Annotated in this window: 11 protein-coding genes; 1 reads left to right on the top strand and 10 read right to left on the bottom strand. The window is 65.0% G+C overall.

Annotated features, from left to right (window positions below):
• Nucleotides 1-31: 31 nt before the first annotated feature.
• The 8 genes from R5H30_RS12825 to R5H30_RS12790 are packed head-to-tail and all read right to left on the bottom strand — an operon-like array spanning nucleotide 32 to nucleotide 9,669.
• Nucleotides 32-1,525 (bottom strand): FAD-dependent oxidoreductase, encoded by a 1,494-nt coding sequence (locus R5H30_RS12825; protein ID WP_318328805.1) that lies wholly within the window; start codon nucleotides 1,523-1,525, stop codon nucleotides 32-34.
• Nucleotides 1,522-2,637 (bottom strand): ABC transporter ATP-binding protein, encoded by a 1,116-nt coding sequence (locus tag R5H30_RS12820; protein WP_318328804.1) that lies wholly within the window; start codon nucleotides 2,635-2,637, stop codon nucleotides 1,522-1,524. The genes R5H30_RS12825 and R5H30_RS12820 overlap by 4 nt, the downstream gene beginning before the upstream one ends.
• A 5-nt stretch (nucleotides 2,638-2,642) precedes the next feature.
• Complete coding sequence (locus R5H30_RS12815) at nucleotides 2,643-3,527, bottom strand: carbohydrate ABC transporter permease (RefSeq protein ID WP_318328802.1); 885 nt, start codon at nucleotides 3,525-3,527, stop codon at nucleotides 2,643-2,645.
• Complete coding sequence (locus R5H30_RS12810; protein ID WP_318328801.1) at nucleotides 3,527-4,441, bottom strand: carbohydrate ABC transporter permease; 915 nt, start codon at nucleotides 4,439-4,441, stop codon at nucleotides 3,527-3,529. The genes R5H30_RS12815 and R5H30_RS12810 overlap by 1 nt, the downstream gene beginning before the upstream one ends.
• 60 nt (nucleotides 4,442-4,501) lie before the next feature.
• Nucleotides 4,502-5,755, bottom strand: coding sequence for an ABC transporter substrate-binding protein (locus R5H30_RS12805; RefSeq protein ID WP_318328800.1), 1,254 nt, complete (start codon nucleotides 5,753-5,755; stop codon nucleotides 4,502-4,504).
• Between the two features lie 49 nt (nucleotides 5,756-5,804).
• Nucleotides 5,805-7,331: an aldehyde dehydrogenase family protein gene (locus tag R5H30_RS12800; RefSeq protein WP_318328799.1), complete on the bottom strand. Its 1,527-nt coding sequence runs from the start codon at nucleotides 7,329-7,331 to the stop codon at nucleotides 5,805-5,807.
• A 2-nt stretch (nucleotides 7,332-7,333) separates the two neighbouring features.
• Nucleotides 7,334-8,101 (bottom strand): enoyl-CoA hydratase/isomerase family protein, encoded by a 768-nt coding sequence (locus tag R5H30_RS12795; protein WP_318328798.1) that lies wholly within the window; start codon nucleotides 8,099-8,101, stop codon nucleotides 7,334-7,336.
• Nucleotides 8,098-9,669 (bottom strand): acyl CoA:acetate/3-ketoacid CoA transferase, encoded by a 1,572-nt coding sequence (locus R5H30_RS12790; RefSeq protein ID WP_318328797.1) that lies wholly within the window; start codon nucleotides 9,667-9,669, stop codon nucleotides 8,098-8,100. Before R5H30_RS12790 ends, R5H30_RS12795 begins: the two co-directional genes overlap by 4 nt.
• Before the next feature lie 339 nt (nucleotides 9,670-10,008).
• Here R5H30_RS12790 and R5H30_RS12785 point away from each other — a divergent pair, with 339 nt between their 5' ends.
• A complete protein-coding gene (locus R5H30_RS12785; protein ID WP_318328796.1) occupies nucleotides 10,009-10,749 on the top strand; it encodes a phosphoadenylyl-sulfate reductase in 741 nt (246 codons plus the stop codon).
• Here R5H30_RS12785 and R5H30_RS12780 read toward each other — a convergent pair.
• A complete protein-coding gene (locus R5H30_RS12780; protein WP_318328795.1) occupies nucleotides 10,746-11,441 on the bottom strand; it encodes a sulfotransferase in 696 nt (231 codons plus the stop codon). The two genes, R5H30_RS12785 and R5H30_RS12780, sit on opposite strands and share 4 nt — an antisense overlap.
• Nucleotides 11,442-11,481: 40 nt before the next feature.
• Nucleotides 11,482-13,347 (bottom strand): DUF4422 domain-containing protein, encoded by a 1,866-nt coding sequence (locus R5H30_RS12775; protein ID WP_318328794.1) that lies wholly within the window; start codon nucleotides 13,345-13,347, stop codon nucleotides 11,482-11,484.
• Nucleotides 13,348-13,454 lie beyond the last annotated feature (107 nt).

Below are 13,454 nucleotides of genomic sequence, written 5' to 3'. Positions count from 1 at the left end.
TCAGTCCTCGAAACGGCAGGCGGGTCTTGTGTCAGGCCGCCTGACGTTCATGTGCGATATGGTCCGCCGCGCGCATCGCAAGCGCCGCGACGGTAAGGGCAGGGTTCACCGCCGCCGAGGTCGGCAGGACCGAGGCGTCGGCAATGTAGAGGTTGGGGTGATCGTGGCTGCGGCAGTACGTATCGACGACGCTGCTGGCGGGATCGCTTCCCATCCGCGCCGTGCCGCACTGGTGCGAGGGCGTGCGCCGGTCGAAGGCGCGCGACAGCACGACCGGGTAGCCGGCCTTGCGCAGCACGCTCTTGATCTTTTTCACCAGAGCGACATGCGCCTCCCAGTTCGAGCGTTTCCAGTCGAGCACGATCCGGCCGTCCTTCAGGCGCACCCGGCTGTCCGGGTCCGGCAGGTCCTCGGACATGGCGTAGACGTCGACCGAGCGGGCCGCGATCCAGTTCGCCAGCGGTCCGGGCAGGGAAGAGGCCGATTGCAGGATCGGACCCGAAATCTTGCCCAGAAGCTGGATATTGCCCAGCGGTTCGCCGCCGGGCCCGCCGGTCAGGTAGAAGTCGTTCAGGGCCAACGTCTTCTGGTAGACCGACCCGTTGCGCCGGAACGGGTGCAACGCGAGGACGGCCGAACAATTGTGGTTCATGAAGTTCCGCCCGACCTGGTCGGACCGGTTTGCGATCCCGGCGGGATTTGCCGCGTCCGCCGAGGCCAGCAGCAGCGCTGCGCTCTGCACCGCCCCGGCTGCAAGCACGACGGTCGAGGCAGTCAGCACCTCTCCGGTGTCCAGTTCGACGCCCGTCACGGCGTTGCCCGCACCGGTCAGGATGCGCGCGACCTTCGCCCCGGTGCGCAGGGACACCGTGTTGTGCCGGAGCGCCTTTGCAAGCGCGGCGGATTCCGCGTCCAGCTTGCCGCCGTCCACGTCCGGAAAGGCATCCCAGGGCGTCGATCCCCGCGACAGCCACCGGCCGAGATCGACACCAAGCGGGAGGGCGCTCGGATGCAATCCGGCCGATGATAGCCGCGCTCGCAAGTCGGCGATTTCGGGTTCCTCGGGCACCGGAGGGTGCGGATAGGGGTGCGCGTGCGGCGGCTCGGTCGGGTCGGCGCCGAGCTCGCCACGGACCTGGTAGAGTTTCTCGGCCCGGCCGTAGAACGGCTCCAGCTCGTCATAGGAGATCGGCCAGCCGGGTGTGGTGCCGCCGATGTGCGTGATCGGTGAGAAATCCTCGGCCCGGTAGCGCAACAGCACCGCACCGTAGAACTTGGAGTTTCCGCCGACGAAATAGTAGTTGCCCGGGTTGAACGGCTTTCCCTCGCCATCGAGCCATTCCTCGTCGGGCCGGTAATGACCGTCGACGAAGATCGACCTGTCGCTCCGGTCATGGACCGAGGGACGCAGGTGTTCGCCGCGCTCCAGGATCAGGATGCGACGACCGGACCCGGCGAGGGCCGCAGCCAGGGTTGCGCCGCCCATGCCGGAGCCGATGACGATGATGTCGGCCGCCTCCGTCATGCCGAGATGCGTTGCTCCGTCTCGGGGTCGAAGGCCACGGCCTTGTCCATGTTGATAGCAAAGGGAAACACCTTGCCCGGGCTGACGTCGACATCGGCGCGGAAGCGGCCGGTGACCTCCTTGCCGCCGAGATGCGTGACCACGAAGGTGTCCGAGCCGGCGGGTTCGGTCACCTCGACTTTCGCCTCGATGTGGTGCACTGCCATGCCGTTGCGGTCGGCACCATCGGGATCGGTGATCGCTTCGGGTCGGATACCCAACATGATCTCGCGCCCCGCGTGGCCGGACATCCCGCTGTTCCCCGGGAACGGCAGGCTGACCGCGGACCCGCCGCTCAGCGAGACCGTGGCAACCGCTTTCCCGTTCTCTTCGGCCACGGTGGCCGGAAAAAGATTCATTGATGGCGAGCCCATGAAACCAGCGACGAACATGTTTGCGGGACGGTCGTAGATCTCCTTCGGCGTGCCGAGTTGCTGGACATGGCCGCCGTACATCACCGCGATGCGCGTCGAGAGCGTCAGCGCCTCGATCTGGTCATGGGTCACGTAGACGATGGTCGTGCCGAGCTTCTGGTGCAGCTTCTTGATCTCGGTGCGCATGTCGACGCGCAGCTTGGCGTCGAGGTTCGACAACGGCTCGTCGAAGAGAAACACGTCCGGATCGCGCACCAGCGCCCGGCCCATGGCGACGCGCTGGCGCTGGCCGCCCGAAAGCTGGCCCGGTTTGCGGTCGAGAAGGTGGCCGATCTGCAGAAGGTCTGCGACCTGCGCCACCGCCTTTTTGCGCTCGGGCTTGGGCACGCCGTGCATTTCGAGGCCGAAGGCAATGTTCTCGCGGACGTTCATCGTCGGGTAGAGCGCGTAGGACTGGAACACCATCGCGATGTTGCGATCCGCAGGCTTCACACCCGCCATCGACTGGCCGCGGATCGCGATGTCTCCGGTGGTGACCTCCTCCAGCCCGGCGATCATGTTGAGCAGCGTGGACTTGCCGCAGCCCGAAGGGCCGACCAGCACAAGGAACTCGCCTTCTTCGACCGAGATGTCGGTTTCATGCAGCACCTTTACCGCCCCGTAGGACTTGGTCGCCTGCTTGATGTCGAGAAAACCCATCTCGGTTATCCTTTCACAGAGCCTGCCATCAGCCCGCGGACGAAGTAGCGGCCCGCGACGATGTAGACGAGAAGCGTGGGAAGCGCGGCGAGGATCGCGCCGGCGAAATGCACGTTGTATTCCTTCACCCCGGTAGAGGATTGCACGAGGTTGTTGAGCGCGACGGTCATCGGCTGGCTGTCGAAGTCCGAGAACGAGGCCCCGAACAGGAAGTCGTTCCAGATGTTGGTGAACTGCCAGATGATGCAGACCACGGCGATCGGCCCCGAGGCCGGCAGCATGATCCGCCGGAAGATGGTGAAGAACCCCGCCCCGTCGATCATCGCCGCGCGCACCAGCTCGGTCGGGAATTGCTGGTAGTAATTCTTGAAGTAGAGCGTCGAGAAGCCGATGCCGTAGACGAGGTGGACGAAGATCAGCCCCGGCACGGATCCGGCCAGCCCCATCAGGCCCAGCATCCGCGCCATCGGGATCAGAACCATCTGGAACGGGATGAAGCATCCGAAGAGCAGCAGGCCGAAGATGATCGTATCGCCGCGGAACCGCCACTTGGTCAGCACGTAGCCGTTGAGCGCACCAAGGATGGTCGACAGGGCGACGGCCGGCACGACCATCAGGATCGAGTTGAGAAAATAGGGACGCAGTCCCGTGGCCTCGACACCGACCTGCGCCGTCGACCAGGCGCTGGCCCACGGCGCAACGGTCCACTCGTTCGGCAGCGCCATCATGCCGCCGGCAGTGATCTCGCTGAGCGGTTTCAGCGAGTTGACCACCATGACGTAGAGCGGCAGCAGGTAGTAAAGGCAGAAGAGCGTCAGGATGACGTAGATCACGAACCGGGCGCCGGCACCGGTGCGCACGACCTGCTGAGAAGCGGCGGACCCGGCCATCACGACTTCTCCCTGAGTTCGGAGTAGATATAGGGCACCATGATCGCAGCGATCGACATCAGCATGATCACCGCCGACGCCGCCCCGATCCCCATCTGGTTGCGGGTGAAGGTGTAGGAATACATGAAGGTCGCGGGCATCGCGGTCGCCGAGCCGGGGCCGCCGCCGGTCAGCGCGATGATCAGGTCGTAGGACTTGATCGCCATGTGCGCGAGCACGACGAACGCCGACATGAAGGCCGGTCTGAGCTGTGGGATGATGATCCGGCGATACAGCGCCACGGTGGAGGCGCCGTCGATCTGCGCGGCCTTCATCACCTCGTTGTCGATACCGCGCAGCCCGGCGAGGAACATCGCCATCACGAAACCGCTGGTCTGCCAGACCGCGGCGATGACGATGGTATAGATCGCCATGTCGCTGTCCTTGATCCAGGTGAAGGTGAAGCTTTCCCAGCCCCAGGAGCGCACCACCGCCTGCAACCCGATGCCGGGATCGAGGAACCATTTCCACGCGATGCCTGTCACGATGAAGCTCAGCGCCATCGGGTAGAGATAAACCGTACGGATGAAGCCTTCGGCGCGGATCTTCTGGTCGAGCAGGATCGCGAGCAGGAGGCCGAGGATGCAACAGATCGCGATGTAGAGACCGCCAAAGATCAGGACGTTCACCACCGCGATGTCCCACTCGCGGATCGAGAACAGCCGGTCGTAGTTCTGCCATCCGACCCAGCCGAAGGACGGCAGGATGCGGCTGTCGGTGAAGGACAGGTAGAAGGTGAAGAGGATGAACCCGTAGACGAAGACCAGAACGATCGCGAGGCTTGGGCTGAGGACGAGCTTGGGCAGCGCGTCCTGCAACCAGTCCACCTTTCTGGTGCTCGCGCGGTCCCGGGGCGCGGACGCGGTGTATGTCATGTCGGGTTTCCTCCTGATGGAGAGCGCGCGCAAACGCGCGCTCTCCGTTTTTCGTTCAGATCACTTGTTGATCTCGACCGCGGTCACCAGTTCCTGGACCGCCGTTTCGCTGTCGTACTCGCCGTTGAAATGCGCGGTCACGACGTCGTAGATCGCGTTCTTCACGGCAGCGCGATTGGCGTGCCCATGCGCCATCGAGCCGACGAGCGTGCCGGCGTCGTTGGCCGCAGAGAGTTCGGCCATGCCCTTCTTGCCGCAGTCGTCGAAATCGTCGTTCGGCACGTCGGTCCGTGCCGGCACCGACCCCTTCACGACATTGAAGGCGGACTGGAACTCGGGCGACATGATCGCCGCCGCCATCGCGTTCTGGGCCTGCACGGCCTCGTCGCCGGACACGCCGAACATGGCGAACTGGTCCGAGTTGAAGCTGACCGCGTCTTCCGAGCCCGGGACGCGGAAGCACAGGAAGTCCTCGCCCGGCACCTTGCCGGCATTCAGGAACTCGCCCTTGGCCCAGTCGCCCATGATCTGGAACGCGGCCTCGTCGTTGATGACCATGGCCGACGCGAGGTTCCAGTCACGCCCCGAGAAATTGTCGTCTACGTAGCTGCGCAGAACGGCCATGCGGTCGAACGCTTCCTTCATCGTGTCCGAGCCAAGCGCCTCGGCGTCGAGGTCGATGAGGGCCTTCTTGTAGAAGTCGACACCACCCGTGGACAGGATCACACCATCAAGGATGGTTGCGTCCTGCCAGGCTTGCCCGCCGTGGGCCAGCGCAGTCTTGCCCGACGCCTTGACCGCCTCGAGCGCTGCGACGAATTCGTCCCAAGTGGTGGGCTGCGCGATGCCGAGGTCGTCGAGGATCGACTTGTTGGCCCAGACCCAGTTCGTCGAATGCACGTTGACCGGTGCCGCGATCCAGTTGCCGTCATGCATCGAGAAGGCCTTGAGCGCGTCGGGAACCACGGCGTCCCAGCCTTCCTCGGCAGCGACATCGTTGAGGTTCGCCAGCGCGTCCTGCTCGGCCCAGTCGAGGATGTCGAACCCGAGCATCTGCACGGCGGTCGGCGGGTTGCCCGAGGTGACGCGGGCGCGCAGCACGGTCATCGCCTCGGTGCCGCCGCCGCCGGCGACCGGCATGTCCTGCCAGCCGATATCCTGTGTCTGAAGATCCTCCTTGAGAACATTGAGCGCGGCCGCCTCGCCGCCCGAGGTCCACCAGTGCAGAACCTCGACGTCCTCCGCCGATGCCATGCTCGTCGTGGCGAGCAGCGCGCCGACCAGCGCCGTATGTTTTCCGATGTATCCACGCATTGAGATCTCCTCCTGTTTTTTGCGTTGGACGTCCCGAGCCGGTTACGGCTCAGGCAGACTTGACCCAAGGTGCCCGCGTGCGGCCGACCCGCATCACGAGCGATTTCACCTCGAGAAATTCGTCGAAGCCGTAACTCCCGATTTCACGGCCCTGACCGGATTGCTTCATGCCGCCGAATGCTAGTTCCGGAAAACCGTCCATCCAGGTGTTGGTCCAGACCGTTCCCGCCTGCGCGCGGCGGGCGAAGGCCAGGCACGTATGGACGTTCTCACTCCAGACACCCGCCGACAAGCCGTAGTGCGCGTCGTTGGTCAGTGCAATGGCCTCGTCCAGCGTGCGAAAGGTCAGCACCGCGACGACCGGGCCGAACACCTCTTCGCGGGCGATCGCCATGTCGGGCGTGACGCCGCGCACGACCGTCGGCTGGTAGAACTGGTCACTCAGCCCCGGCACCGTCAGCGCGTCGCCACCAAGGTAGACCTCGGCCCCCTCAGCCTGCGCCGCCTTGACGTAACCGTCGATCTTCTCTCGATGCTCCGCCGAGACGATGGCCCCGACCTGCGTCTCGGGATTGAGCGGATTGCCGAAGGCGACCTTTTTCGACAGCGCGACCACGCGCGCCACGAAGTCCTCGGCTATGTCTTCGTGAACGATGATCCGGCTCGAGGAATTGCAGCACTGGCCGACGTTGAAGTAGATGCCGAAGGTCACGGCATCGGCGGCACCCTCAAGGTCGGCGTCGGGAAAGATCACCTGCGGGTTCTTGCCGCCAAGTTCCAGCGCGACCTTCTTCAGCGTGTCTCCGGCCGCCTTGGTGATCCGCTTGCCCACGGCGGTCGAGCCGGTAAAGCTGATCATGTCGACATCTTCGTGCCGGCTCATCAGGGTGCCGACCGGGTCGCCGTGGCCCAGCACGATGTTGCAGACCCCGGCGGGCAGACCGGCCTCGATCAACAATTCCGCCAGCATCGCGGTGGTCGAAGGGGTCAGCTCGGACGGCTTGACCACGCAGGTGCAGCCGGCGGCCAAAGCGAACGGCAGCTTCTGGCTGAGGATCCAGAACGGGAAGTTCCAGGGTGTGATGATCGAGACCACGCCGATCGGTTCTTTCAGAACCACGCCCAGCATGTCCGCGCCCAGCGTGTTGTGGCTGTCGCCGTGACTGGTTCGCGCCAGTGATGCAGCAAAGCGCCACAGGTCGGCGGCACCGCCGCATTCGCCGCGCGCCTGCGAGATCGGCTTGCCGCTTTCCAGCGTTTCGATCAGAGCCAGCCGCTCCTCGTTTTTCTCGATGAGGTCGGCCACCTTCATCAGTATCGTGCCGCGTTCCTTGCCCGACAGCCGGCTCCAGCGGCCATCATCGAAGGCCGTGCGGGCCGCCCTGATCGCCGCCTCGGTCTCGGCGGTCCCGCCAAGCGCGGCCCGGCTGACCACGACGCCATGCGACGGCGAGACGCGGTCGGAGGTACGCCCATCGGCGCTGTAGCTCTGCGCCCCGTCGATGAAGTGTCTCGCCTGGTAGGGCGTCGCGGGAAGCTCCAGCGCCTGGTCGGCGACGACGTGCAGGTCTTTCATGCTCACTGTCCCGAAAAGTCCGGTTTGCGTTTCTCGCGGAAGGCGCTGACGCCCTCCCGGCGGTCGTCGGTGGCGGCGATTGCGGCACTGCCCAGAGCCTCGACCATCGCGCCTCGGTCTTCGCCCTGCGCCGCGTGGATCATCGACTTTGAGATCTCCACCGCGCGCGGCGACAGGGTGAGTGCGCGCTCCAGAAGCGCCCGGGCCGCGTCGTGCGGATCGTCCGACACGGCGGCGACGAAGCCGAATGCCAGGGCCCGCTCCGCCTTGATGCGGTGACCGAAAAGGGCCATTTCCTTGACCACGGGTTCGGGCAGCAGCCGCAGCAGGCGCTGCGTGCCCGACCATCCCGGCACGATCCCGACCCCTGCCTCCGGCAGGGCGAGCGCGGCCTTTGGCGCCATCACCCGCAGGTCGCAGGCCGCGGCCAGTTCGAGCCCGCCACCGAAGGCATGACCTTGCAATACGGCGATGGTCGGTTTCGAGAGGCGCGCAAGGCGATCGAAAATCCGGTGTCCGTCGCGCACCCAGTGCCGCGCGAACTCGGCCGGGCTCAGATCGCCCCAGCCGTTGATGTCGGCCCCTGTACAGAAGGCCCGGTCGCCTTCTGCCGTCAGCATCACCGCCGCGATCGAGGCATCACGCTCGATCACCTCGAGATGCCCGGAAAGCTGGGCCAGCATCTCGACCGAGAACGCGTTCATCTTCGCAGGGTTGTCGAGCCGCAGCTCGGCAACCTGGCCGTCGCGCAACAGATGGACGGCGCTCATGCGCCCCAGCCCATCGGCGCGTCCCGCAGAAGCGACAGCGGCAGCGCGATGGCGTTCTGCGCCACCTTCACGCGCCCTTCCGAGGCCGCCACGATGTCGCGGTCGGGGTCGATGCCGGGCATGATCTCGGTTGCGACCAGACCTTCGTCGGTCAGCCGGATCACGCAGCGCTCGGTGATGTAGAGCACTTCCTGCCCCGACTCGCGCGCCCGCGCGCCGGAGAAGGTGACGTGTTCGACGGCCTCGACCATTTTGGTGAATTTGCCCGGTGCCGCGATGTGGATGCCATTCTCGTGCAACTCGACCTGCGCGCCGGCCTCGAACCAGCCGGAAAAGACGATCTTTTTTGCACCCGCTGTGATGTCGACGAAGCCTCCGCAGCCGGCGGTCAGGTAGGGCTTCTTGCCAAGCTTGGAGACATTGACGTTGCCCTCGAGGTCGACCTCGAGGAAAGACAGAAATGACACGTCGAAGCCGCCACCCTGGAAGTAGATGAACTGCTGCGGGGACGGCACGAAGGCGTCGGCGTTCGACGCGCAGCCAAAAGCGAAACCGGTCAACGGCATGCCGCCCACGGCGCCCTGTTCGATGGCCCATGTGACGGCGTCGGGGTGCCCCTCTTCCAGGAGGATCCGCGGCACCATCGCGGAAATGCCGAACCCGAGATTGGCCGACATGCCTGGTTTCAGCTCCATTGCCGCGCGGCGCGCGATCACCTTCTCGACGCCATGCTCGGCAAGAGCGAAGCTATCCCAAGGCCGCATCACCTGCCCCGAGATTGCCGGATCATAGTGGGTCTCGCAGGTCTGCTTCTGGTCCGCGTCGATCACCACGAGGTCGACCAGATGCCCCGGCACGCGCACGTCGTGCGGGCGCAGCGAGCCGCGCATGGTCACGCGGGACACCTGCGCGATGACCAGCCCACCGTGGTTGCGCACGCAGATCGCCTGTTCGAGCCCGCCCAGATAGGCGCCTTCGTGCTCGAAGGTCAGGTTGCCGGTCTCGTCGGCCGTCGTGGCCCGTATGATGGCGACGTTGGGGATCACGTTCGGGAAGTGCAGCCACGTGTCGCCGTCGAACTCGACCCGACGCACCACCGGTGTCTCCGCTGCGCGCTCGTTCATCGCACAGCCTTCGCGGATCGGGTCGACGAAGGTGTTCAGCCCGACCTTGGTCAGAACGCCGGGACGGTTCGCCGCGGCCTCGCGGTTCATGTCGAACAGGACGCCCGACGGCAGGTTGTAGGCCGCCACCCGGTTCTCGACGATCATCTTCCAGATCTCCGGCATCGGCTTGGACGATGGTCCCGACGGGTAGGAACCACCAAGGATCCGGGACAGCAACCCGTCCTTGGCGATGTGGTCGACACCTTTGACCCCGTACATATCCCCCGCCGCAATCGGATGGATCGTCGTCAGGTCCCGCGGCTGTCCGGTATCGTCGAAGCGCGCCCCGAGTGCCTGCAGGACAAGATCGGGACACCCCAGGGCCGAGGATGACGACACCGTCACGACCGCACGGTCGGGAATACGGGCGACAGCCTCCGCCGCGGTGACAAGCTTGCTCATCGGATTTCCCCCACTCGTGTGGAACGTTCCACAGACCCCTTTTGATGGAACGTTCCATATTTTGTCAATAGCACTCTTTTCCATGAACAGTCCAAGGTTGGTTGCGTAACGATGTAGTTTGGCCTGTGTGCAAAATTGCGCGAGGATCACGCCTGCCGCAGGACAGTTTTGCACCATCGGGCGAATTTCTACCGCCCAAGCCTGTACTTGAACGACACGGGGGTTGACCTGACCCGAGGCTGCGCCGAGACACGAGGTGCACCTTTTCCTGAGACGCCGCCCCCGGCTTGCGGGCGCGTCGAGCGAGCGGGCCGGGACCGGTCCCCGGCGGAGGCCGGTATGACGACATTCGAAACCAACAGCCGACTTGAACTGCGCGACCGCGCCACGGGTCTGACCCAGCGCTACAAGGGACGCGACGCCGAAGACATTCTCGGTTCCATCGTCGGCAACGAATTCGCGGGCCGCATCGGTCTCGTCTCTTCCTTCGGCACGGACTCGGCCGTGCTGTTGCACATGATCAGCCGGATCGACCCCTTCGTGCCGGTCATCTTTCTCGACACGCTCAAACACTTTCCCGAGACGCTTGCCTACCGCGACGACCTCGTGGCGCGTCTCGGCCTGTGCAACATCCAGACCATCACGCCGCGTCCCGCGTCGGTCCAGGCCGACGATCCCGACGGCACCCTGCACCAGCGCAACCCCGATCTTTGCTGTCACGTCCGCAAGACCCTGCCGATGCTTGCCGCCCTCCGTCCGCTGGCCTGCTGGATCACCGGACGCAAGCGCGGCCAGGCGGCGACGCGCTCGGACATGCAGCTCTTTGAGACCCAGGACCGCTGGATCAAGGTGAACCCGCTCATCGACTGGAGCGCCGACGACGTGGCAGGCTACATGCAGGCGCACGACCTGCCCGAACATCCCCTGAAGGGCCAGGGCTTCCTGTCTGTCGGCTGCGCGCCCTGCACGCGCGCCGTGGCCCCGGGCGAGGATGCCCGCGCCGGACGCTGGGCAGACAGCGAAAAGACCGAGTGCGGCATCCATTTCGAGAACGGCAAGATGGTGCGGACCGGCAGCTAGCTGCGGCTGACGTTGCGCGCCTCCGGCCTGCCCGGTGGCGCCGGCCGGTCGCAGAACTTCGCCAGAACCTCCCAAGAAGCGAGGTCCGCGACATCCATTTCAAGACAGTCCCCGGGGAAGTCGGCCGCGAGCCTTTGAAAGCGGCGATACCGCTTGTCCCAGAACTTGCGCAGCGCCTTGCGCCGCGCGCCCGGCTCGGTGTCCCACTCCCATTGCCGGGGATAAAGGTCCGGATGTGACTGTTCCCAGCGACGGACCGAGGCGATCCATTCCTTGCGCGGGCGGTTCACCCAGATGAACCGCGCCTGCGACTCGAGCGCCTTGAGGATGAACGGATGAATGTGGCTGTGTCCGAGAGGCGCGTCATGAAAGACGTCGTAGGATCTCAGAAGCGGCAGAACCGATGCGAAGGGATCGCGGAGCGCATCAGCGTTCGCCGCGATATAGTCCCGCGCATCTGCATTTTTCGGCACCGAGGCGTTCATCTCTCGGATGGTCGGACGGAGGTCGGTCAAAAGCCCTTGCTTGTAGCGCATCTGAAACTTCGCGGCACCGAGCGTGATCAGCGCCTGACCGACGGTGGTCGTCGCGGTCTTGTAGGGAGACGCCACGAAGTAGACCGGTCGCCACTCCTGTTGCGGCGCAAAGAGCGCGGCGACACGCCGTCCCGCCTGAGCTAGCGCGTCACGCATCCCGCGGACTCGCTGACGCCGATACGTGGAGCTGTGCCGCTCACCTGACGCGCCGGATCTGCGCGTAGGTGCGCATCAGGAACGGCCGCAACGCAGGGAACCTGTTGGCCAACGCAATCCCGCCGCGCACGATCGTGCCTCGCGTGCGGAGTGAGGCCCGGCTCTGCATGCCCGATGTCACCTCGGCAAAAAACGGCGTGCGCATGAGCGCGTGCCAATAGTGCGCCGCCATCGGCACCGCGTCCTCGTTCCACGGCTTGTAATCGCCCGCCGCGTAGTGGATCACCACCGGATCGCGCCGGGCCGCCATCGCCTCGGCGTGGTTTGCTTTCGGCACGCGGTTGTAGCCCTCGATCACCGTGTTGAGCACGTTGTAGCGCGCGTCCAGCGTCAGGACGCTGTCCTTGAAGAAGGCGTTCATGACGTCCTGGTCGCGGAACATGTACTGCCCCTCGAGCGCCATCTTCATCAGCGCCGCCCCGGTGGCCTTCACGTCCATCGCCTTGAAGTTGAAAAGCAGCAGGCCGGCGTTGAAGTAACGCGCGATCTGCGCGTCGTTCAGCCCGAGGGTCTGACGATGGTAGTCGTAGAGGTCCGGCACCGCCGGATCGATCGTCGGGGTTGTCCCGGTCAGGGTCCGGGTCATGATGTGGTCGGTCACGGCGCCCAGCGGGTGGTCGCCCATCTCGGTGTCGAAGATCTGCGCCACGTCGCCCCGGAAGATCATGTCGACATCGACGTAAAGCAGGCGCTCGATGTCCGGCAGCAGGTCGAACAGCAGGAAGCGGTTGTAGGTCGTGTTCGACGGCGCCCGGCTCTTCGATCTGTAGGCCTCATCGAAGGTGGCGCCCGCGTTCATCTCGTGCAGGCGCGCATTCGGATATCCGATCAGGACTTCGCGCAGCATCGCGCGCGCGGCCTCGCCAACGTCCGAGTGCAGGAAAAACAGGTTCAGAACCCGCTTCGGATCGGCATGCTCGAGCAGCGAGGCCAGCATCGCCGCCGTGTGCGGAAGGTAATCGCGATCCGCGGCGAAGGCCACGTTGACATGCTCGGGTCCGTTCAGTGCCGGCCCGGTCATCCAGGGCAGGATCACCGCGCGGCTCATGTTGAGAATGCCGGTCTCGTGCAGGCGCAACTCCGGCTGGTCGCGCTTGATCTTCTCGACCCAGACGGTGAACAGCCGCTCGGCCACGAACCCGATGTAGCGCGACTGCTCCGGCGAATAGGTCTCGCGGTCGAGCGGCGTGGCCTCGAGCCGCTCCAGGATATCGAAGAGCCAGCCGCAATAGGCATCGAACAACGCGCGGCGCATGATGAACATGTTGCCAAGCCGGATCTCGTAGGCGGCCGACACCTTGTCGAAATCCGCCAGGTCTTCCGGATAGCGCTCGGCGATGATCTCGCGCGTGCGATCCCAGTCCTGCGCCCGGTGCCGGGTCCGGAAGTTCTCGGCCAGCGTCCGTCCCATGACATGCGGGCGCGGAAGCACCAGGTCCACATCGGCATTCGCGCCGAGCCAGGTTTCGGTGCGGTCGAGCCAGTCGGGAATGTCGAACCGCGCGACGAACGTTTCCGCCTGACCACTGTGCGCGTTGTCGTAGTCGAGCACGCGGCGATAATGCATGAGACCGATATGCGTGGCGTCGCGGTCGTTCTTCCACGCCCAGTAGAGCGCGGTCAGTTCGCAATACCCCTGGTTTTTCGCCGAGATGTTGTCGCCGGTGTCATCGCCGATCATGCCCGGAAGGCGCTTGTCGTGCAGCGCCCGCCCGACGTGGATCGGCGTGACGATATCGCTTTCCAGAAGCGGCGCCGACTTGTGGTAGGCGGTGTAGATTCTCGGGGTCAAGGCTGTCTGGTCCGCCGGCTGTTGCCGTTTTTCGCCGTTGTCTGCTGCTGTCATGCCCTAGGCAGGGTGCCGGAGGTTGTCAACGCGGCACCCGGCTGAACTACCGCCATGTTGAGACGCAGGGGATCTTGGTGGTGTCGCAGCGGGTGCTGTAGGTTTTC

This window comes from Roseobacter sp. FCG-D35 (assembly GCF_033436665.1).
Taxonomy (GTDB): Bacteria; Pseudomonadota; Alphaproteobacteria; order Rhodobacterales; family Rhodobacteraceae; genus JAWQFO01.
This window is presented reverse-complemented; position numbering and strand designations above follow the sequence as displayed.